The 20,050-nt window shown below is 71.5% G+C and carries 18 protein-coding genes; 5 read left to right on the forward strand and 13 right to left on the reverse strand.

Features of this window, described 5'->3' with window-relative positions:
- The first annotated feature begins 30 nt into the window (after positions 1 to 30).
- From tal to pgl, 4 genes are read left to right on the forward strand one after another with little or no spacing between them, the layout of a single operon-like run.
- Positions 31 to 1,149, forward strand: a complete 1,119-nt coding sequence (gene tal / locus ACJ6WD_RS18085) for a transaldolase (protein ID WP_233658222.1) — start codon at positions 31 to 33, stop codon at positions 1,147 to 1,149.
- Positions 1,150 to 1,155: 6 nt separating this feature from the next.
- Complete coding sequence (zwf, locus tag ACJ6WD_RS18090; RefSeq protein ID WP_376558675.1) at positions 1,156 to 2,688, forward strand: glucose-6-phosphate dehydrogenase; 1,533 nt, start codon at positions 1,156 to 1,158, stop codon at positions 2,686 to 2,688.
- On the forward strand, positions 2,685 to 3,734 hold the full coding sequence (gene opcA / locus ACJ6WD_RS18095; protein ID WP_016578656.1) for a glucose-6-phosphate dehydrogenase assembly protein OpcA: 1,050 nt from the start codon (positions 2,685 to 2,687) through the stop codon (positions 3,732 to 3,734). Before zwf ends, opcA begins: the two co-directional genes overlap by 4 nt.
- On the forward strand, positions 3,731 to 4,537 hold the full coding sequence (pgl, locus tag ACJ6WD_RS18100; RefSeq protein ID WP_233658221.1) for a 6-phosphogluconolactonase: 807 nt from the start codon (positions 3,731 to 3,733) through the stop codon (positions 4,535 to 4,537). The genes opcA and pgl overlap by 4 nt, the downstream gene beginning before the upstream one ends.
- Positions 4,538 to 4,624: 87 nt before the next feature.
- On the opposite strand, the gene pgi is transcribed toward pgl, so the two are convergent.
- From pgi to ACJ6WD_RS18165, 13 genes are all read right to left on the reverse strand, one after another.
- The gene (gene pgi / locus ACJ6WD_RS18105; RefSeq protein WP_233658220.1) at positions 4,625 to 6,277 is read right to left on the reverse strand and encodes a glucose-6-phosphate isomerase; all 1,653 of its coding nucleotides are present in this window, start codon (positions 6,275 to 6,277) and stop codon (positions 4,625 to 4,627) included.
- A gap of 56 nt (positions 6,278 to 6,333) precedes the next feature.
- Positions 6,334 to 7,608: an MFS transporter gene (locus ACJ6WD_RS18110; protein ID WP_407616171.1), complete on the reverse strand. Its 1,275-nt coding sequence runs from the start codon at positions 7,606 to 7,608 to the stop codon at positions 6,334 to 6,336.
- 228 nt (positions 7,609 to 7,836) lie between these two features.
- Complete coding sequence (locus ACJ6WD_RS18115) at positions 7,837 to 8,172, reverse strand: RNA polymerase-binding protein RbpA (RefSeq protein WP_016578660.1); 336 nt, start codon at positions 8,170 to 8,172, stop codon at positions 7,837 to 7,839.
- A gap of 151 nt (positions 8,173 to 8,323) precedes the next feature.
- Complete coding sequence (secG, locus tag ACJ6WD_RS18120) at positions 8,324 to 8,560, reverse strand: preprotein translocase subunit SecG (protein ID WP_016578661.1); 237 nt, start codon at positions 8,558 to 8,560, stop codon at positions 8,324 to 8,326.
- 141 nt (positions 8,561 to 8,701) lie between these two features.
- Entirely contained in the window at positions 8,702 to 9,478 is a 777-nt protein-coding gene (gene tpiA, locus ACJ6WD_RS18125) for a triose-phosphate isomerase (protein WP_016578662.1), read from the reverse strand.
- A 6-nt stretch (positions 9,479 to 9,484) separates the two neighbouring features.
- Positions 9,485 to 10,696: a phosphoglycerate kinase gene (locus tag ACJ6WD_RS18130; protein ID WP_016578663.1), complete on the reverse strand. Its 1,212-nt coding sequence runs from the start codon at positions 10,694 to 10,696 to the stop codon at positions 9,485 to 9,487.
- A gap of 111 nt (positions 10,697 to 10,807) precedes the next feature.
- Positions 10,808 to 11,812, reverse strand: a complete 1,005-nt coding sequence (gene gap, locus ACJ6WD_RS18135; protein WP_016578664.1) for a type I glyceraldehyde-3-phosphate dehydrogenase — start codon at positions 11,810 to 11,812, stop codon at positions 10,808 to 10,810.
- 250 nt (positions 11,813 to 12,062) lie between these two features.
- Positions 12,063 to 13,052: a DNA-binding protein WhiA gene (whiA, locus tag ACJ6WD_RS18140; protein ID WP_037683479.1), complete on the reverse strand. Its 990-nt coding sequence runs from the start codon at positions 13,050 to 13,052 to the stop codon at positions 12,063 to 12,065.
- The gene (gene yvcK, locus ACJ6WD_RS18145; RefSeq protein WP_016571255.1) at positions 13,043 to 14,104 is read right to left on the reverse strand and encodes a uridine diphosphate-N-acetylglucosamine-binding protein YvcK; all 1,062 of its coding nucleotides are present in this window, start codon (positions 14,102 to 14,104) and stop codon (positions 13,043 to 13,045) included. The genes whiA and yvcK overlap by 10 nt, the downstream gene beginning before the upstream one ends.
- Positions 14,101 to 15,054, reverse strand: coding sequence for an RNase adapter RapZ (gene rapZ / locus ACJ6WD_RS18150; RefSeq protein ID WP_232817063.1), 954 nt, complete (start codon positions 15,052 to 15,054; stop codon positions 14,101 to 14,103). Before rapZ ends, yvcK begins: the two co-directional genes overlap by 4 nt.
- Positions 15,051 to 17,210, reverse strand: coding sequence for an excinuclease ABC subunit UvrC (uvrC, locus tag ACJ6WD_RS18155; protein WP_233658217.1), 2,160 nt, complete (start codon positions 17,208 to 17,210; stop codon positions 15,051 to 15,053). The genes rapZ and uvrC overlap by 4 nt, the downstream gene beginning before the upstream one ends.
- A 112-nt stretch (positions 17,211 to 17,322) precedes the next feature.
- Positions 17,323 to 18,216: a hypothetical protein gene (locus ACJ6WD_RS18160; RefSeq protein WP_233658216.1), complete on the reverse strand. Its 894-nt coding sequence runs from the start codon at positions 18,214 to 18,216 to the stop codon at positions 17,323 to 17,325.
- A 4-nt stretch (positions 18,217 to 18,220) separates the two neighbouring features.
- A complete protein-coding gene (locus ACJ6WD_RS18165; RefSeq protein WP_037632897.1) occupies positions 18,221 to 18,832 on the reverse strand; it encodes a papain-like cysteine protease family protein in 612 nt (203 codons plus the stop codon).
- Between the two features lie 240 nt (positions 18,833 to 19,072).
- Here ACJ6WD_RS18165 and ACJ6WD_RS18170 point away from each other — a divergent pair, with 240 nt between their 5' ends.
- Positions 19,073 to 20,032, forward strand: a complete 960-nt coding sequence (locus tag ACJ6WD_RS18170; protein WP_407616172.1) for a hypothetical protein — start codon at positions 19,073 to 19,075, stop codon at positions 20,030 to 20,032.
- Positions 20,033 to 20,050: the final 18 nt, after the last annotated feature.

Here is a 20,050-nt window from a genome sequence, read left to right on the forward strand (position 1 = left end):
CACATACGACTAGTAGGAGATGCAGAACCCATGACAGACGCACTCAAGCGCCTCTCCGACGAGGGCGTGGCGATCTGGCTGGACGACCTGTCGCGCAAGCGCATCACGTCCGGCAACCTGGCCGAACTGATCGACCAGCAGCACGTCGTCGGCGTCACGACCAACCCGTCGATCTTCCAGAAGGCGATCTCCTCCGGCGACGGGTACAGCCCGCAGCTGGCGGACCTGGCGGCCCGCAAGGTCACCGTCGAGGAAGCCATCCGCATGATCACCACGGCGGACGTCCGGGACGCCGCCGACGTGCTGCGCCCGGTCTTCGACGCCACCGGTGGCCAGGACGGCCGGGTCTCCATCGAGGTCGACCCGCGGCTGGCGCACCACACCGTGGCGACCATCGCCGAGGCCAAGCAGCTCGCTTGGCTGGTGGACCGCCCGAACACGCTGATCAAGATCCCGGCCACCAAGGCGGGCCTGCCGGCCATCACCGAGGTGATCGGCCTGGGCATCAGCGTCAACGTCACCCTGATCTTCTCGCTGGAGCGCTACCGCGAGGTGATGGACGCCTACCTCGCCGGTCTGGAGAAGGCCAAGGCCGCGGGCCTGGACCTGTCCGAGATCCGTTCGGTGGCGTCGTTCTTCGTGTCCCGCGTGGACAGCGAGATCGACAAGCGCCTGGAGAAGCTCGGCACCGACGAGGCGAAGGCGCTCAAGGGCAAGGCCGCGCTGGCCAACGCCCGACTGGCGTACCAGGCGTTCGAGGAGGTCTTCTCCTCGGACCGCTGGGCCGCCCTGGACAAGGCGGGCGCCAACAAGCAGCGTCCGCTGTGGGCCTCGACCGGCGTGAAGGACCCCGCGTACAAGGACACCCTGTACGTGGACGAGCTGGTCGCCCCCGGCACGGTCAACACCATGCCCGAGGCCACCCTGCAGGCCACCGGCGACCACGGCCAGATCACCGGCGACACCATCTCCGGCACCTACGCCGCCGCCCAGGCCGACCTCGACGCGATCGGCGCGCTCGGGATCTCGTACGACGACGTCGTGCAGCTCCTGGAGGACGAGGGCGTGGAGAAGTTCGAGTCGGCGTGGAACGACCTGCTCAAGTCGACCGAGGCGGAACTGGCGCGCCTCGCTCCCTCGGAGGGCTGATCTCCCTTGTCTGGTTCACACGGAGCTAACCCGCTCCGTGACGCCGCGGACCGACGGCTCCCGCGTATCGCGGGGCCGTCGGGCCTGGTCATTTTCGGCGTCACGGGCGATTTGTCCCGTAAAAAGCTGATGCCCGCGGTCTACGACCTGGCGAACCGGGGGCTGCTGCCGCCGGGCTTCTCGCTGGTCGGCTTCGCCCGCCGCGAGTGGGAGGACGAGGACTTCGCACAAGAGGTGTACGAGGCCGTCAAGCAGCACTCCCGCACGCCGTTCCGCGAAGAGGTCTGGCAGCAGCTGGTGCAGGGCTGCCGGTTCGTCCAGGGCAACTTCGACGACGACGACGCCTTCGAGACGCTCAAGGACACCATCAACGAGCTCGACAAGGCGCAGGGCACGGGCGGCAACTTCGCCTTCTACCTGTCGGTGCCGCCGAAGTTCTTCCCCAAGGTCGTCCAGCAGCTCAAGAAGCACGGGCTGGCCGACCAGAAGGAGGACTCCTGGCGCCGCGCGGTCATCGAGAAGCCCTTCGGTCACGACCTGAAGAGCGCCCAGGAGCTCAACCGCATCGTCCACGAGGTCTTCCCGCCCAACGAGGTCTTCCGGATCGACCACTACCTGGGCAAGGAGACGGTCCAGAACATCCTGGCGCTGCGGTTCGCCAACACCATGTTCGAGCCGCTGTGGAACCGCAGCTACGTCGACCACGTGCAGATCACGATGGCCGAGGACATCGGCATCGGCGGCCGGGCCGGCTACTACGACGGCATCGGCGCCGCCCGTGACGTCATCCAGAACCACCTCCTCCAGCTGCTCGCGCTGACCGCCATGGAGGAGCCCGCCTCCTTCGAGGCGGACGCGCTGGTCGCGGAGAAGACCAAGGTGCTGGGCGCCGTCCGGCTGCCCAAGGACCTCGGCAAGGAGACCGTCCGGGCGCAGTACACGTCCGGTTGGCAGGGCGGCGAGAAGGTCGTCGGCTACGCCGAGGAAGACGGCATCGACCCCAAGTCGAAGACCGACACCTACGCCGCGATCAAGCTCGGGATCGACAACCGCCGCTGGGCGGGCGTCCCCTTCTACCTGCGGACCGGCAAGCGCCTGGGCCGCCGGGTCACCGAGATCGCGGTCGTCTTCCAGCGCGCCCCGCACTCCCCGTTCGACCACACCGCCACCGAGGAGCTGGGGCAGAACGCCCTGGTCATCCGGGTGCAGCCGGACGAGGGCGTGACCGTGCGGTTCGGCTCCAAGGTGCCCGGCACCTCGATGGAGGTGCGCGACGTCTCGATGGACTTCGCGTACGGCGAGTCCTTCACGGAGTCCAGCCCCGAGGCGTACGAGCGGCTGATCCTCGACGTGCTGCTCGGCGACGCCAACCTCTTCCCCCGCCTGGAGGAGGTCGAGCTGTCCTGGAAGATCCTCGACCCGATCGAGACCTACTGGGACAAGCACGGCAAGCCCGCGCAGTACCCGGCGGGCACCTGGGGTCCCGACGAGGCAGACGAAATGCTCGCACGAGACGGACGGAGCTGGCGTCGGCCATGAAGATCGATCTGACGGAAACCACGGCCAGCAAGATCAACAAGGCGCTGGTCCAGGGCCGCCGCGCCGTCGGCACCCCGGCCATCGGCATGGTGCTCACCCTCGTCATCGTCACCGACGAGGAGAACGCCTACGACGCCCTGAAGGCCGCCAACGAGGCGTCCCGCGAGCACCCCTCGCGCACCCTCGTCGTCATCAAGCGGGTCAGCCGGTCGCCGCGCGACCGCGCCAAGGCCCGGCTGGACGCCGAGGTGCGGGTCGGCACGGACGCCGGCACCGGGGAGACGGTGGTGCTGCGCCTGTACGGCGAGGCGATCGACCACGCCCAGTCCGTGGTGCTGCCGCTGCTGCTGCCGGACGCCCCGGTGGTGGTCTGGTGGGCGGTCAACGCCCCGCTGGACCCGGCCCAGGACCCGCTCGGCGCACTGGCGCAGCGCCGGGTCACCGACGCGTACGCCTCCGAGGAGCCCATCCGGGAGCTGTCCGCGCGCGCCGACACCTACACCCCGGGCGACACGGACCTGTCCTGGACCCGGATCACGCCCTGGCGCTCCATGCTGGCGGCGGCACTGGACCAGTCTCCGTGCACCGTCACCTCGGCCGTGGTCGAGGGCGAGGAGTTCAACCCCAGCTGCGAGCTGCTCGCCATGTGGCTCGCCAGCCGGCTGGACGTGCCGGTCCAGCGCACCGTCTCGACCGGCCCCGGGCTCACCGCGGTGCGCCTGGAATCCAGTGCCGGAACGATTGTCCTGGACCGCGCGGACGGCTCGCTGGCCACCCTGTCCATGCGCGGTCAGCCGGACCGCGCGGTGGCGCTCAAGCGGCGGGAGACCTCCGAGCTGCTCGCCGAGGAGCTGCGCCGGCTCGACCCGGACGACATCTACGCCGCCGCGCTGAAGTACGGCGTGCAGCGGATCGGCGAGCCGGACGGGCAGGCGCCGGCCCCGGCCGCCGACCAGCCGGCGGCCGGCAAGGCCGCCGACGCGGGCGACACCCCGGCCAAGCCGGCGGCGAAGAAGGCGCCCGCCAAGAAGGCGGCCGCCAAGTGAGTGCACCGCAGGTCGTCGTCCACCGCGACAAGGAGCTGATGGCGAAGGCCGCCGCGGCCCGGCTGATCACCAAGATCGTCGATGCCCAGTCGGCCCGCGGCACCGCCTCCGTCGTGCTCACCGGCGGGCGCAACGGCAACGGGCTGCTCGCGGCCCTGGCCGAGGCGCCCGCCCGGGACGCGGTCGACTGGTCCCGGCTGGACCTGTGGTGGGGCGACGAACGCTTCCTGCCGGACGGCGATCCGGAGCGCAACCACACCCAGGCCCGCGAGGTGCTCCTGGACAGCGTTCCGTTGGACCCGGCCCGGGTGCACCCGATGGCGCCCTCGGACGGCCCGCACGGCAACGACGCGGACGCCGCCGCCGAGGCGTACGCGGCCGAACTGGCCGCCGCCGCGGGCCCGGAGCACTACCAGTCCGCGGCCGCCGCCGCGGGCGGCGCGGTGCCGTCCTTCGACGTCCTGCTGCTGGGCGTCGGCCCGGACACCCACGTCGCCTCGCTCTTCCCGGAGCTCCCCGCGGTCTACGAGCGGGAGCGGACCGTGGTCGGGGTGCGCGGAGCGCCCAAGCCGCCGCCCACCCGGGTCACGCTGACCCTGCCCGCGATCCGCGCGGCACGAGAGGTCTGGCTGCTGGCGGCCGGCGAGGACAAGGCCAATGCCGCGGCCATCGCGCTGTCCGGTGCCGGCGAGGTGCAGGCCCCGGCCGCCGGGGCGCGCGGCCGCAGCCGGACGCTGTGGCTGCTGGACGAGGCGGCCGCCACCCAGCTGCCGCGTGCCCTCTACCCCCCGGCGTCCTCCTGAGCCGGGCGGCGCACCGGCCCGCCGGAGCGCCGCGGATGTGCCGATGGCCCCGCACCCCGAAGGGTGCGGGGCCATCGGCACATCGCATCAACGACCGCGCAGCTCGCGGTACTTGGCGACCAGACCGGCCGTGGACGCGTCCAGGCCCGGCACCTCGGCGCCCTCGGTGAGCGCCGGCTCGACGCGCTTGGCCAGGACCTTGCCCAGCTCCACGCCCCACTGGTCGAAGGAGTTGATGTTCCACACCGCGCCCTGGACGAACACCTTGTGCTCGTAGAGCGCGATCAACTGGCCCAGCACCGAGGGGCTCAGCTCCGACGCCAGGATCGTGGTGGTGGGGTGGTTGCCCCGGAAGGTGCGGTGCGGCACCAGTTCCTCGGCGACGCCCTCGGCGCGCACCTCGTCCGCGGTCTTGCCGAACGCCAGCGCCTGGCCCTGCGCGAGGAGGTTGGCCATCAGCAGGTCGTGCTGGGCGACCAGGTGCGGCTGGAGGTCCTCGACCGGCCGGGCGAAGCCGAGCAGGTCGGCCGGGATCGTCTTCGTGCCCTGGTGGAGCAGCTGGTAGTAGGCGTGCTGGCCGTTGGTGCCGGGGGTGCCCCAGACCACCGGGCCGGTCTGCCAGTCCACCGGCCGGCCCTCGCGGTCCACGGACTTGCCGTTGGACTCCATGTCCAACTGCTGGAGGTAGGCGGTGAACTTGGAGAGGTAGTGGCTGTAGGGCAGCACGGCGTGCGACTGGGCGTCCCAGAAGTTGCCGTACCAGATGCCCAACAGGCCCAGCAGCAGCGGGGCGTTCTCCTCCGGCGGGGCGGTGCGGAAGTGCTCGTCGACGAGGTGGAAACCGGCGAGCATCTCGCGGAACCGCTCCGGGCCGATCGCGATCATCAGCGACAGCCCGATGGCGGAGTCGTAGGAGTAGCGGCCGCCGACCCAGTCCCAGAACTCGAACATGTTGTCGGTGTCGATGCCGAACTCGGCGACCTTCTCGGCATTGGTCGACAGCGCCACAAAGTGCTTGCTGACCGCTTCCTGGCCGGCCCCGAGGCCGGTCAGCAGCCAGTCCCGCGCGGAGGTGGCGTTGGTGATGGTCTCGATGGTGGTGAAGGTCTTCGACGCGACGATGAACAGCGTCTCGGCCGGGTCCAGGTCGCGCACCGCCTCGTGCAGGTCGGCACCGTCCACGTTGGAGACGAAGCGGAACTGCATGTCCCGGTGGGTGTAGGCGCGCAGCGCCTCGTACGCCATCGCGGGGCCCAGGTCCGAGCCGCCGATCCCGATGTTGACGACCGTCTTGATCCGGCGGCCGGTGTACCCCTTCCAGTCCCCGGAGCGGACCCGGTCGGCGAACGTCGACATCCGCGTCAGGACGTGCTGCACCGCGGGAACGACGTTCTCCCCGTCGGTCACGATGGCCGCCGAGCCCGGCGCGCGCAGCGCGGTGTGCAGCACGGAGCGGTGCTCGGTGATGTTGATCTTCTCGCCGCGGAACATCGCGTCCCGCAGCTCGGCCACGCCGGTCGCCGCGGCCAGTTCGCGGAGCAGCCGCAGGGTCTCGTCGGTGACCAGGTGCTTGGAGTAGTCCAGGTGCAGGTCGCCGACCTGGAGGGTCAGGCGCCCGGCGCGCGAGGGGTCCTTGTCGAACAGCTCGCGCAGGTGCACCTCCCCCATCTGCTCGCGGTGCTTGCTCAACGCGGTCCACTCAGGCATCTGGTCGAGCCTGCCGCGGCCTTCTGCGTTCATTCGGACATCAGCCTTCTTCGTCTCGTAGCGGCCCCGCCGTCCTCCAACCTAATTGATCAGGGCGCGGTATGAGGTATCTGTCCCCCGTCGGACGGGGTGCCGTCGCCGCCCCGAACAACGGGTGCCAACACCACCGTCCCCACCCCCAGCAACGCGGCCGCCACCAGCGCCGGGGAGTTGGGCCCCCACGCCACCGCGGCCCCGCCGCCCAGCAGTGCGCCCACCGGGGTCCCGGCGATCGAGACCGTGCGGAACGCGGAGCTGATCCGGCCCAGCATCGCCTCCGGGGCGCGCTGCTGGACCAGCGTCGTCTCCAGGACGTTCCACACCGTGCCGGCGAAGCCGAACAGGGCCAGCGCCAGGGCCGCGGACCACAGCACCCGCACCGTGCCGAACCCCACCAGCACCACGGTCTGCACCGCGCCGGCCAGCAGCAGGGTGCGCAGCTGCCCGCCGAGCGCGGCGACGACCCGGCCCGCCAGCAGCCCGCCGAGCACCGCGCCGGCCCCGTACCCCGTCGTCACCGCGACGTACCCGAAGTCCCCCGCGCCCAGCCAGTCCTTGACGACCACGACGAGCTCGGCGATCAGCGCGCCGAGGCCGATATTGCCCAGCGCCACCGACAGGCAGATACCCCGCAGCACCCGGTCACCGCGCAACGCCCTTAGGCCCTCGGCCATTTCCCGCCGCAGGGTTCGCCCGGCGACGGCCGGCGGGCGGGGCGGCGCACCGGTGCGCAACGAGGCCACCAGCGCGGCGGCGAGCAGGTACGTCGCCGCGTCGGCCAGGAAGGGCAGCGCGACGCTCACCCCGATCAGCACCGGCGCCACCGGTCCGCCGACGAACCGTCTGACCACCTCCTGGCCGGTCATCAGACGGGCGTTGGCGGTGGTCAACGCCGCTCTGGGCACCACCGCCGGCAGCAGGGCGGTGGCGGCGTTGTCGAAGAGCGTCTGGAGGGTGGTGAGCGCGAAGGCCAGCGCCAGCAACAGCCCGATGCCCGCCGCGCCCGCCGCCACCGCCAGCGCGAAACCGGCCATCAGCAGCCCGCGCAACAGGTCCACCGCCCACATCGCGCGCCGCTGGTCGACCCGGTCGGCGACCGCGCCGCCGAGCAGTCCGAAGAGCAGCCACGGAGCGAAGCCGCAGGCGGTGACCAGCGCGATCAGCAGCGGATCGGCGGTCAACGCGTGGGCGAGCAACGGGAGGGCGGTGCCCCGCAGCGCGTCACCGAAGGCGGAGACGACGGCGGCGCTCCACAACCGACCGAACCCGCCGCCCCCGAAGCGGCCGTCAACTCCCGCCGCGCCACCCGCCACCGTCCGCGCCATCGTCGCCCCCGTACCGCGCCCGGGCGGTCCCCGCGCGGGATCCGCCTGCTGAAAACCGTACGGTCGACCTCTGACATCGGGCCTGGGGCAACCTCCCCATCACGAGCCTCAGATGGCCGCCGCCCCGGTGCCACGCGGCGGGCCCGACAACGCGATCGGCCCGGCCGGAAGGGGAGCGGTGTCCCTTCCGGCCGGGCCGGTCGTACTCGGCAGTGCGCTGCGGTGCGGTCAGATCTCGCCGCGGAGTTTGGCGAGCGCCTCGGCCAGGATCGCCTCGCCGTCGGCGTCGCTGCGGCGCTCCCGGACGTAGGCGAGGTGCGTCTTGTACGGCTCGGTACGCGGCGGGTCCGGCGGGCTGTCCCGGTCCTTGCCGGCCGGGAAACCACAGCGGGGGCAGTCCCAGGTGTCCGGCACCTGGGCATCGCCGGCGAAGCTGGGCTGCGTCTCGTGCCCGTTGGAGCACCAGAAGGAGATGCGGATACGCGGCGCGGACTCGCCGCGCTCGGCCTCCCCCATCGGCCCCGCCCCGACCCGACTTCCTCGGATCGCGTTGCCACTTGCCACGGTCGTAACTCCCTGCGTAATGGTGCCGCGTGCTCTCACAGCAGCTGCGCTGCGGGCGCCCCAGTCTACGTAAGGCCCAACGCGCGTCCAGTGACACGAGTTACCGTCCCGGGACGCTGCCTTCATGATAGGCCGCGTCCCCGACGGTATGTCAGCTGCCGAGCTTCATCAGGATGCCGAGCACCACGATGCAGGCGAACCAGAGCAGGGCGATCACGATCGTGATGCGGTCGAGGTTGCGCTCGGCGACGGAGGAGCCGCCGACCGAGGACTGCATGCCGCCACCGAACATGTCGGACAGACCGCCGCCCTTTCCCTTGTGCATGAGCACCAACATCATCAGCAGCACGCTGAAGATGATGAGGGCGATCGAGAACCCGATGACCACGGCTGGACCAACTCTCTGAGGACTGTCGGACGGAACGCACCAGCCGTCCGAAGGTGCCGGACGGTGCGGGGCCGGGCGGTGCGCACGACACCGGACCCGGCCCCGACAGGGTACGACGGGCCGGGCCCGTCGTCATAGCTGCTACTGATCGCGGAAACGGACGATCTTCACGAATTCGTCCGCGTCCAGGGCCGCGCCGCCGATCAGGGCGCCGTCCACATCAGGCTGCGCCATGATCGCCGCGACGTTGCCCGACTTGACCGAGCCGCCGTACTGGATGCGGACCTTGTCGGCCAGCTCCTGGCTGTAGAGCTCGGCGAGGCGGCCGCGGATGGCACCGCAGACCTCCTGCGCGTCCTCGGGCGTGGCGACCTCGCCGGTGCCGATGGCCCACACCGGCTCGTAGGCGATCACGATCGTCTCGGCCTGTGCGGCCGGGACGTCCTTCAGGCCGCCGTCGACCTGGGCGAGGGTGTGCGCGACCTGGTTGCCGGCCTTGCGGACGTCCAGGCCCTCGCCGACGCACAGGATCGGGGTCAGACCGTGCTGGAACGCGGCCTTGACCTTGGCGTTGCAGATCTCCTCGTCCTCGCCGTGGTACTGGCGGCGCTCGCTGTGGCCGACGGCCACGTAGGTGCACTTGAGCTTGGCCAGCATGGCGCCGGAGATCTCGCCGGTGTAGGCACCGGAGTCGTGCGCCGACAGGTCCTGGGCGCCGTACTTGATCTTGAGCTTGTCGCCGTCGACGAGGGTCTGCACCGAGCGCAGATCGGTGAAGGGCGGCAGAACCGCGACCTCCACCTGGTCGAAGTCCTTGTCGCTGAGGGCGAAGGCGAGCTTCTGGACGTGGGCGATGGCCTCGAGGTGGTTGAGGTTCATCTTCCAGTTGCCCGCCATCAGCGGGGTGCGGTCACTCACGGTTGTTCAGTCCTCCAGAGCGGCGAGGCCGGGGAGCGTCTTGCCTTCGAGGTACTCGAGGCTGGCGCCGCCACCGGTCGAAATGTGGCCGAAAGCATTCTCGTCGAAGCCGAGCAGGCGCACCGCGGCGGCCGAGTCACCGCCGCCGACGACGGTGAAGGCGTCCGATGCCAGCAGCCCCTGGGCGACGGCCTTGGTGCCGTTCGCGTAGTCGGGGTGCTCGAAGACGCCCATCGGGCCGTTCCAGAAGACGGTGCCCGCGTCGGCGAGCTTCGCGGCGTAGAGCTCGCGGGTCTTCGGGCCGATGTCCAAGCCCTCCTTGTCGGCCGGGATGGCGTCCGCGGCGACGAGGTCCGGGTTGGCCGGGGCCTTGGTCTTCAGGTCCGGGAAGTCGGCCGAAACCAGTACGTCGACGGGGAGCACGAACTCCACGCCGCGCTTCTCCGCCTCCGCCAGGTACCCCAGGCAGACCGGGATCTGGTCCTTCTGCAGCAGCGAGATGCCGACCTCGTGGCCCTTGGCCGCCAGGAAGGTGTACGCCATGCCGCCGCCGATCAGGATGCGGTCGGCCTTCTTGAGCAGGTTGTCGATGACGCCGAGCTTGTCGGAGACCTTGGCGCCGCCGAGCACCACCACGTAGGGGCGCTTGACGTCCTCGGTGAGCTTCTTGAGCACGCCGACCTCGGTGGCGATCAGGTCGCCGGCGGCGTGCGGCAGCCGCTTGGGCAGGTCGAAGACCGAGGCGTGCTTGCGGTGCACGGCACCGAAGCCGTCGCCGACGTAGAGGTCGGCGAGCTGGGCGAGCTGGTCGGCGAAGGCGCCGCGCTCGGCGTCGTCCTTGCTGGTCTCGCCCGCGTTGAAGCGGAGGTTCTCCAGGACGGCCACCTGTCCGTCGGCCAGACCCGCGACCACGGCAGCGGCCGACTCACCGACCGTGTCGGTGGCGAACGCCACGTCCTGGCCGAGGATCTCGCCGAGCCGCTCGGCCGCCGGGGCCAGCGAGAAGGCGGGGTCCGGGGCGCCCTTGGGGCGGCCCAGGTGGGAGGCGACGATCACCTTCGCGCCGAGCCCGGCCAGCTTGGCGATCGTCGGGGCGACGGCGCGGATCCGGCCGTCGTCGGTGATGGTGGTGCCGTCCAAGGGAACGTTGAGATCGGCGCGGACGAAGACCCGCTTGCCGGCGACGCCTTCCGTGGCGAGGTCGTCGATCGTCTTCATATGAAGTGAACTCCGTTGTAGTCCGTCATGGGACGGGGCCCGTACGACGCGTTGCCGCGCCCTACGAGCCCCGTCCCACATTCCGGTGCCTTGGGTGACGTCAGGCAGTGATCAGAGCTGGCCACCGACGAAGACGGTGAGGTCCACCAGACGGTTGGAGTAGCCCCACTCGTTGTCGTACCAGCCGACGATCTTGACCTGCTTGCCCTGCGCCATCGTAAGGGAGGAGTCGAACGTGCAGGAGGCCGGCCAGTTGACGATGTCCGAGGAGACGATCGGGTCCTCGGTGTACTCCAGGATGCCCTTGAGCTGACCCTCGGCCGCCTTCTGGAAGGCGGCGTTGATCTCGTCCTTGCTGACCTCGCGGTCGAGTTCCAGGACGAGGTCGGTGACCGAGCCGGTGGGGACCGGGACGCGCATGGCGATGCCGTCCAGCTTGCCCTTGAGCTGCGGGAGAACCAGGGCGGTGGCCTTGGCGGCGCCCGTCGAGGTCGGGATGATGTTCTCCGCGGCGGCCCGGGCGCGGCGCAGGTCCGAGTGCGGGAAGTCCAGGATGCGCTGGTCGTTGGTGTACGCGTGGACCGTGGTCATCATGCCCTTGACGATGCCGAAGTTCTCGTCGAGGACCTTGGCCATCGGCGCCACGCAGTTGGTGGTGCAGGACGCGTTGGAGATGACGTGGTGGTTGGCCGCGTCGTACTTGTCCTGGTTGACGCCCATCACGATGGTGATGTCCTCGCCCTTGGCGGGCGCGGAGATGAGCACCTTCTTGGCGCCGGCGGCCAGGTGCTTGGCGGCGTCCTCGCGCTTGGTGAAGATGCCGGTCGACTCGATGACGATGTCGGCGCCCAGCTCGCCCCAGGGGAGGTTGGCGGGGTCGCGCTCGGCCATCGTCTTGAAGGTCTGGTCGCCGACCGTGATGGAGTCGTCGGTGTGGCTGACCTCCTGCTTCAGACGACCCAGGATGGTGTCGTACTTCAGCAGGTGGACCAGGGTGGCGTTGTCGGTCAGGTCGTTGACACCGACGATCTCGATGTCCGCACCCTGCTCCAGGAGCGCGCGGAAGTAGTTGCGACCAATGCGGCCGAATCCGTTGATGCCTACGCGGATCGTCACGAACCGATCTCCTCGTTGGTACGCCGGTTTTGGATACCGGCGAGCTGTATGGGCTGTCCCCGACCGCCTACGACCCTACCCCCTGGAAGAGACGTACGTGACATTGACATCGGCGCCCAAAGGTGCTCAGGTGAGCGGCTTCGAGCCCCTCTGACGCGCATCGGTGCGCACCGGGGCGCGCCGCCCACACGCACGCGCCCCCGGCACCCGAGTGCGGGTGCCGGGGGCGCGGGGGACCGGGCCGTCGCGGTCAGCCGACCATGCCGTCCGCGAGCTCCTCGGTGAGGTTGGATTCGGTGCCCGGGATGCCGAGGTCCTGGGCGCGCTTGTCGGCCATCGCGAGCAGTCGCCGGATCCGCCCGGCGACCGCGTCCTTGGTCAGCGGCGGGTCGGCGAGCGCGCCCAACTCCTCCAGGGACGCCTGCTTGTGCTCCATCCGCAGCCGGCCGGCGGCGGCGAGGTGCTCGGGGACCTCCTCGCCGAGGATCTCCAGGGCGCGCTGCACCCGGGCGCCGGCGGCGACCGCGGCCCGCGCCGAGCGGCGGAGGTTGGCGTCGTCGAAGTTGGCGAGGCGGTTGGCGGTGGCCCGCACCTCGCGGCGCATCCGCCGCTCCTCCCACGCCAGCACCGACTCGTGGGCGCCGAGCCGCGTCAGCAGCGCGCCGATCGCGTCACCGTCCCGGACGACGACGCGGTCCACGCTGCGCACCTCGCGGGCCTTGGCGCCGATGCCGAGCCGGCGGGCCGCGCCGACCAGGGCGAGGGCGGCTTCGGGGCCGGGGCAGGTGACCTCCAGGGAGGACGAACGGCCCGGCTCGGTCAACGAGCCGTGGGCCAGGAAAGCGCCACGCCAGGCGGCTTCGGCGTCGCAGGTCGCGCCGGAGACCACCTGCGGGGGCAGTCCGCGGATCGGCCGGCCGCGGCCGTCGACCAGGCCGGTCTGGCGGGCCAGCTGATCGCCGCCGGCCACCACGCGGACCACGAAGCGGCTGCCGCGCCGCAGGCCGCCCGGGGCCATCACCACCAGGTCGGAGGAGTGCCCGAAGATCTCCAGGATGTCCTTGCGGAGCCGGCGGGCGGCGATGCCCGTGTCGAGCTCCGCCTCGATCACAATGCGGCCGCTGACCAGGTGCAGACCACCCGCGAACCGCAGGATCGACGAGACCTCCGACTTCCGGCAGCAGGTCCGGGTGACGGGGAGCCGGGAGATTTCGTCCTTCACCGCAGCCGTCATCGCCATGGGCCGATCCTTCCATGCATCCGAAAAATACGGTCGTACGCGGCTGCCAGCAGCTCCGGATCGTGCCGGTCGGGGGCTCCTCCGGCACCGGACCCGGCGTCGTCTCCGCGGGCCGCGACCGCGGCCAGCTCGACCTCGCTGCCGACCAGCTGCTTGGCGGCAGTGGTCAGACCGTCGATGTCGGGCACCGCGGCCTCGTCGGCCAGCACCACGTCAAAGGCGAGTTTAGGGGCGTGTCGGGCCAAAACCTCCAAATGACGCTGCGGGGAGAAGCCGTCGGTTTCGCCCGGTTGGGGCGCGAGGTTGAGGGAGAGCACCTTCCGCGCCTTGGTCTCCTCCAGGGCGACCCGCAGTTCGGGCACGAGCAGGTGCGGGATGACCGAGGAGAACCACGAACCGGGGCCCAACACCACCCAGTCGGCGTCGCGGACCGCGGCCACCACCTCGGGGACGGCCGGCGGGTCCTCGGGGACGACGTGCACCGACTGCACCTCGCCCCGGGTCAGGGCGACCGTGGCCTGGCCGCGGACCGTGCTGATCTCGTCCGGGTGATCCTGGTCCAACCCCTTGACCTGGGCCTGGAGCTCCAGCGGCACCGCCGACATGGGCAGCACCCGGCCGTGCGCACCGAGCAGCTTGCCGACCAGGTCCAACGCCTGGACGTGGTCGCCGAGCTGCTCCCACAGCGCGACGATCAGCAGATTGCCCACCGCGTGGTCGTGGAGTTCGCCCTCGCTCTCGAAGCGGTGCTGGATGACCCGGGCCCAGGTCTGGCCCCAGTCGTCGTCACCGCAGAGCGCGGCCAGGGCCTTGCGCAGGTCGCCGGGGGGCAGCACGCCCAGCTCGTCGCGGAGCCGGCCGCTGGAGCCGCCGTCGTCGGCGACGGTGACCACGGCGGTCAGGTCCCGGGTGATGCGGCGCAGCGCGGCGAGCGAGGCGGACAGGCCCATGCCGCCGCCGAGCGCCACCACCTTGGGGGTGGCGCCCTTGGTCGCGCGGCCGCTGGGGACGAAGCGGCGGACCCGGCGCAGCCGTGGCGTACGGGAGGTCACTCGCGCCCCATGTCCCGGTGCACGACGACCGTTTCGACGCCCTCGGAGATCAGCCGGCGGGCCAGCTTCTCGGACATCGCGACGCTGCGGTGCTTGCCTCCGGTGCAGCCGACGGCGATGGTCACGTAGCGCTTGCCCTCGCGGCGGTAGCCGGCCGCGACCAGGCGCAGCAGCTCGGTGTAGCCGTCCAGGAACTCCTTGGAACCGGGCTGGTTGAAGACGTACTGGGAGACCTCTTCGTTCAGACCGGTGAAGGGGCGCAGCTCGGGGACCCAGTGCGGGTTGGGGATGAAGCGGCAGTCGATGACCATGTCGGCGTCGACCGGCAGGCCGTACTTGAAGCCGAAGGACATGACCGTGGCGCGCAGCTCGGGGACCTCCTCGCCGGCGAACTGGGCGTCGAGCTTGGCGCGGAGTTCGTGGACGTTGAGGCTGGAGGTGTCGATGACCAGGTCGGCGTCGCCGCGCAGCTCGCGCAGCAGGTCGCGCTCGGCGGCGATGCCGTCGACGATCCGGCCGTCGCCCTGGAGGGGGTGCGGGCGGCGGACCGACTCGAAGCGGCGCACCAGGGCCTCGTCGGAGGACTCCAGGAAGACGATGCGGCGCTTGACGTTCTGCGCGTCGAGGGTGGCCAGCGACTCCTTGAGGTTGGCGAAGAAGCGGCGGCCGCGGACGTCGACGACCACGGCGATCTTGGCGACGTTGCCCTGGGAGCGGGCGCCGAGCTCGACCATCGGGGGGATCAGCTCGGGCGGGATGTTGTCGACCACGAACCAGCCGAGGTCCTCCAGGCACTTCGCCGCCGTGCTGCGGCCGGCGCCGGACATGCCGGAGATGATCACCAGCTCGGGGATCGCGGCGCTCTCGCCCTGGTCGGCTTCGCGCATCGTGCCCGTACTCACCTGTGCACCGTCTCTCTCGGGTTCCTGCGTGTCGTGCGGTGTGCTCATCGGTCCTGCCCCCGTTCTGCTGGCAACGCGGCCGGTGGGGCCCCGTCATCCTCAATGATCTCTCCTGTGGCGGTGTTCACCGCGGGGGCGGGCTGGGGTGCGGTGGCCAGTGCCGCGGCGACCGTCTCGGCCGTCTTGCGGCCGACGCCAGGGACCTGGCAGATCTCGTCCACCGTGGCGGCCCGCAGCTTCTTCAGCGAGCCGAAGTGCTTCAGCAGGGCCTGCCGGCGGGTCTCGCCGAGGCCGGGTACGGCGTCCAGCGGGGAGGACTTCAGCCGCTTGCCGCGCTTGTTGCGCTGGTAGGTGAGGGCGAAGCGGTGCGCCTCGTCGCGGACCCGCTGGAGGAGGTAGAGCCCCTCGCTGCTGCGGGGGAGCACCACCGGGTCGTCCTCGCCGGGCAGCCAGACCTCCTCCAGGCGCTTGGCCAGGCCGCAGACCGCGACGTCGTCGATGCCCAGCTCGTCCATGGCCCGGCGGGCGGCGGCCACCTGGGGGGCGCCGCCGTCGACGACCACCAGCTGGGGCGGGTAGGCGAACCGCTTGGGGCGGCCCTCCTCGTCGGTGAGACGGTCGCCGGGGTCGTCGGCAGGGGCGGCAGGGGCGACGGATTCGGAGGCGGCGGAGGCCGTGGAGGCGTCGACGGCGGTGGTCGGGTCCGGCGCGCCGTCTCCGGCGGCGGTCCCGAGGTGGTCCGCGGCGGCGGGTTCCTCGCCCCACTCCCCCGACTTCTGCTTCTCCTGGAGGTAGCGCCGGAAACGGCGGCCGATGACCTCGTGCATGGAGCGCACGTCGTCCTGTCCCTCGCCGTGCCAGACCTGGGTGTCGCCGATCCGGCCCGTGATCTGGAAGCGGCGGTACTCGCCCTTCCTGGCGAGGCCGTCCTCGAAGACCACCATGGAGGCCACCACGTCCTCGCCCTGGAGGTGGGAGATGTCGAAGCACTCGATGCGCAGCGGGACGGTGTCCAGGTCGAGGGCCTGGGCGATCTCCTCCAGGGCGCGGGAGCGGGTGGTCAGGTCGGAGGCGCGCTTGGTCTTGTGCAGCGCGAGCGCCTGCTGGGCGTTGCGCGCGACCGTGGCCATGAGGTCCTTCTTGTCGCCGCGCTGCGGGATGCGCAGCGAGACCTGCGCGCCGCGGCGCTGGGTGAGCCACTGGGTGACCGGCTCGACCGGCTCGGGCAGCGCCGGGACCAGGACCTCCTTGGGGACCGCGTCGCCCTGCTCCTCGCCGTAGAGCTGCTGGAGGGCGTGCTCGACCAGGCCGGCGGTGGTGACCGCCTCGACCTTGTCGGTGACCCAGCCGCGCTGGCCGCGCACCCGACCGCCGCGGACGTGGAAGATCTGTACGGCGGCTTCGAGTTCGTCCTCGGCGACCGCGATCAGGTCGGCGTCGGTGGCGTCGGCGAGCACCACCGCGCTCTTCTCCATCGCGCGCTTGAGCGCGCCTATGTCGTCCCGCAGGCGGGCGGCGCGCTCGTACTCCATCTCCTCGGCGGCCTCCTGCATCCCGCGCTCCAGGCGGCGGATGTGGGCGCCGGTGCGGCCGGCCATGAAGTCGCAGAACTCCTCGGCGAGTTCGCGGTGCTCCTCGGGGGAGATCCGGCCGACGCAGGGGGCCGAGCACTTGCCGATGTAGCCGAGCAGGCAGGGGCGGCCGATCTGGGCGGAGCGCTTGAAGACGCCGGCGGAGCAGGTCCGTACGGGGAAGACCCGCAGCAGCAGGTCGACGGTCTCGCGGATGGCCCAGGCGTGGGCGTACGGGCCGAAGTAGCGCACGCCCTTCTTCTTGGCGCCGCGCATCACCTGGACGCGTGGGAACTCCTCGCCCAGGGTCACCGCGAGGTACGGATAGCTCTTGTCGTCGCGGTACTTGACGTTGAACCGGGGGTCGAACTCCTTGATCCAGCTGTACTCCAGCTGGAGCGCCTCGACCTCGGTCGAGACGACGGTCCACTCGACCGAGGCGGCGGTGGTGACCATCGTGCGCGTGCGCGGGTGGAGTCCGGCCAGGTCCTGGAAGTAGTTGGCCAGGCGCTGGCGCAGGCTCTTGGCCTTGCCCACGTAGATGACCCGGCCGTGCTCGTCGCGGAACTTGTAGACCCCCGGCGAGTCGGGGATCTGTCCCGGCTTGGGTCGATAGCTGCTGGGGTCTGCCATGCCCACCACCCTACTGACCGCCACCGACAATCAGGGCCGTGGCGGCGGAGCCCGGCCCCCCGCCAACCGGTGAACGGGGCGGAAGGACGGGCTCCGGTGGTGCGGTGGCCGGTCAGCCGCGGCGGCGCCGGCGCACCGCCGCCGCGGCCGACAGGCCGAGGGCGAGCAGGGCGCCGGCGCCGGCCACGGTCGTGGCGGCGGTCACCGCCCCGTTCGGGCCGTCCGCGGTGGCGTCGGCGGTGGCCGCGGCGTCCGCCGCGAGCGGGTGGGGCGCACGGCCGGTGTCGTCGGCCGGTGCCGTCCCGGGCCCGAAGCCGCCGGCCTCGCCGCGCTTGTCGTAGGCGGAGCCGGGGAGCTTGTCGCCGTACGCCTTGGTGACCCGCTCCCGGTAGGCGGCGACGGTGGTGCCCCGCGCGCCCACGGCCTTGCGGGCCGCGTCGTCCAGGGGCTCGATGCGGTCGCCGCGCTGGACGTACCAGGCGTCGATCTGCGGCTCGTGGAAAACCGTTCCGGCACCCCCGGCGGCACCGGACGCGGCGTAGCGGGTCTCGTCGTCGCCGCTGGCGATGTTGACGACCTTCCAGTCGGCGCCCTTGCGCGCGGTCCACACCGAGGCCGTGCGGCCGTCGGCGGCCACCGCCTTGCTGGCCATGAACTCCACCCGGGCGACCGGGGCACCGGCCTTGCCGCGGACGAAGTCGGGCGACAGGACGTAGACCGGCACGGTGGAGCCCTCAAGGTGCGCAGCGTTCCGGGCCGGGGCCGCGAGGGAGGCGGCACCGCCGGCGCGGGCGCCGTCCTTGGCCGGGACGGTGGCGAAGAAGCGGGCCAGGGTGTCCAGGGTCGCGGTGGAGGCGGCCGCGTCCCGGGCGGCGGTGACGGCGGCGCGCGGCGGAGCCTGCGGCGCGGGTACGTCGGCGGCCAGTGCGGCGAGCGGGGCCAGGCCGAGGAAGGCCGCGGCGAGCGTGCCCGTGGCGGCGGCGCGGGCGGCGGTGCGCTTGGTCATGGCCTCAGGCTCCTATCCGGTAGAGGGAGTGTGTCCAGGAGAAGGAGCTGCCGTTCACGTAGTTGTCGAAGTCGCCCCAGTTGTAACGGTTGTTGGTGGCCCAGGGGTCGCCCCAGTACACCCAGTTCCGGGAGGCGTCGTAGCCGTAGATGACGTGCATGTGGCCGCCCCCGGACGACCACTGGATGCGGGTCTCCACGGGGCGCTTGGCGTTGATCTCGCTCTGGACCGTCGTGTAGCGGAGCCAACCGGTCACATATGAGCCAGGATTGACCCCCATCCAGTCAAGTGCGTTCTGCACATTTCCCAGCGTGGCCTGGTTGTTGGGGCAGGTGCTGTTCTGCTGGCGGTTGAAGGCCGCGTTGCAGAACTGGTTCTGGCTGTAGTTCTTGCCGTACCAGGTCGCGATGGTGTTGCCCGAGGCCGCCCAGCACCAGTTGGTCTTCTCCTGGGCCTGCATGGTGATGTCCAGGCGGTTGGCGGCCTGTACGGCGGCGCCGGCGGGCTGGGGGGCGGCACTGGCGCCCCCCGGGAGCGCGGTCAGCGCCACCGCGGTGAGCACGGCCGCCGACAGCCGTCTGCCGCGCCGACGGCGGACGCGAAGGGGTTGAGACATGGCGTTCCTCCCGGTCAAGGGGTGAGGGGGGAGAGGAGCGCATCCGGATGCTGTTGAGGAGCATCAGGTGTTGTCGCAGGCAGGTCAACACGCTTCAATGCCAGGTGACATGGGGGTGTGGACGGACGGGCCCGGAAGTGAACGGCCGGCGCCCGGCGTCCTGCAGTGACGAGGCTGGCAGAGCGCGCGCCGTGCGTTCCCGTTGTGAACGTTCACCTCGTGCGCCGGAGGATTGAGGCAATGGCACAGAACACTCCCGATACGATGGAAAACCTTCCGGTTTCGGCCGAGTTGGCGCAACTCTTGCGGACCGGCCCGTTCCACCTCGCCCTGCGCAGCGCGCTCACCGCACGCGGCCTCGCCCTCACCCGCGTCCAGCACAAACTCGCCCAGCGCGGCATCACCATCGGGGTCACCAGCCTGAGCCACTGGCAGCAGGGGGCCCGCCGCCCGCAGCGCCCCGAGTCGCTGCGGGCGGTCCGCGCCCTGGAGGACGTCCTCGGCCTGCCCGACCGCTCACTGCACCGGCTGCTGGTGCCCGAGGGCGGCGCCCGCCCGGAGACCGAGCGCCCGCCGGCCCGCTCCTACCGCTCCCTGGTCGCCCCGGCCGACTGCCTCCAACAGCTCTTCGCCGAACTGGAGACCCCGGTGGACGGCGGGGTGCACACCGTCGGCCACCACGAGCGGGTGCGGATCGGGGCCCGCCGCGAGCTGAGCGAACGGGAGTCGCTCCAGGTGGTGCGCGCCCACCGGGACGGGGTGGACCGCTACGTCGCCATCCACCGCGGCGACAGCGGCTGCGACCCGTCCCGGGTGCGGGTCAGGGCGAGGGAGAACTGCCGGCTGGGGCGGGTGCGCGGGGACGCGGAGAACGGCGTGGTCGTCGCCGAGCTGCTCTTCGACACCCGGCTGCGGGCCGGCGACACGCACGTCTTCGGCTACGCCTTCGAGGACGGCAGCGGCGGTCCCAGCTCCGAGTACGTGCGCGGCTTCAGCTTCGCCGGCGGCCAGTACGTCCTGCAGGTGCGGTTCGACCAGGGGGCGCTGCCGGTGCGCTGCCGGCGCTTCGCCCAGGCGTCGACCGGCGCCCCGCGCACCGGCCAGCAGGAGCTGACGCTGAGCGGGCTCCACCACGGGGTGCACGTGGTGGAGCAGGGCGTGCGGCAGGGGATCCTGGGGATCTCCTGGGACTGGGGGTGAACGGGGCGGCGGGCGCCG

Origin of the sequence: Streptomyces sp. VTCC 41912 (genome assembly GCF_045799175.1) — a bacterium.
Lineage (GTDB): Bacteria > Actinomycetota > Actinomycetes > Streptomycetales > Streptomycetaceae > Streptomyces > Streptomyces albulus_C.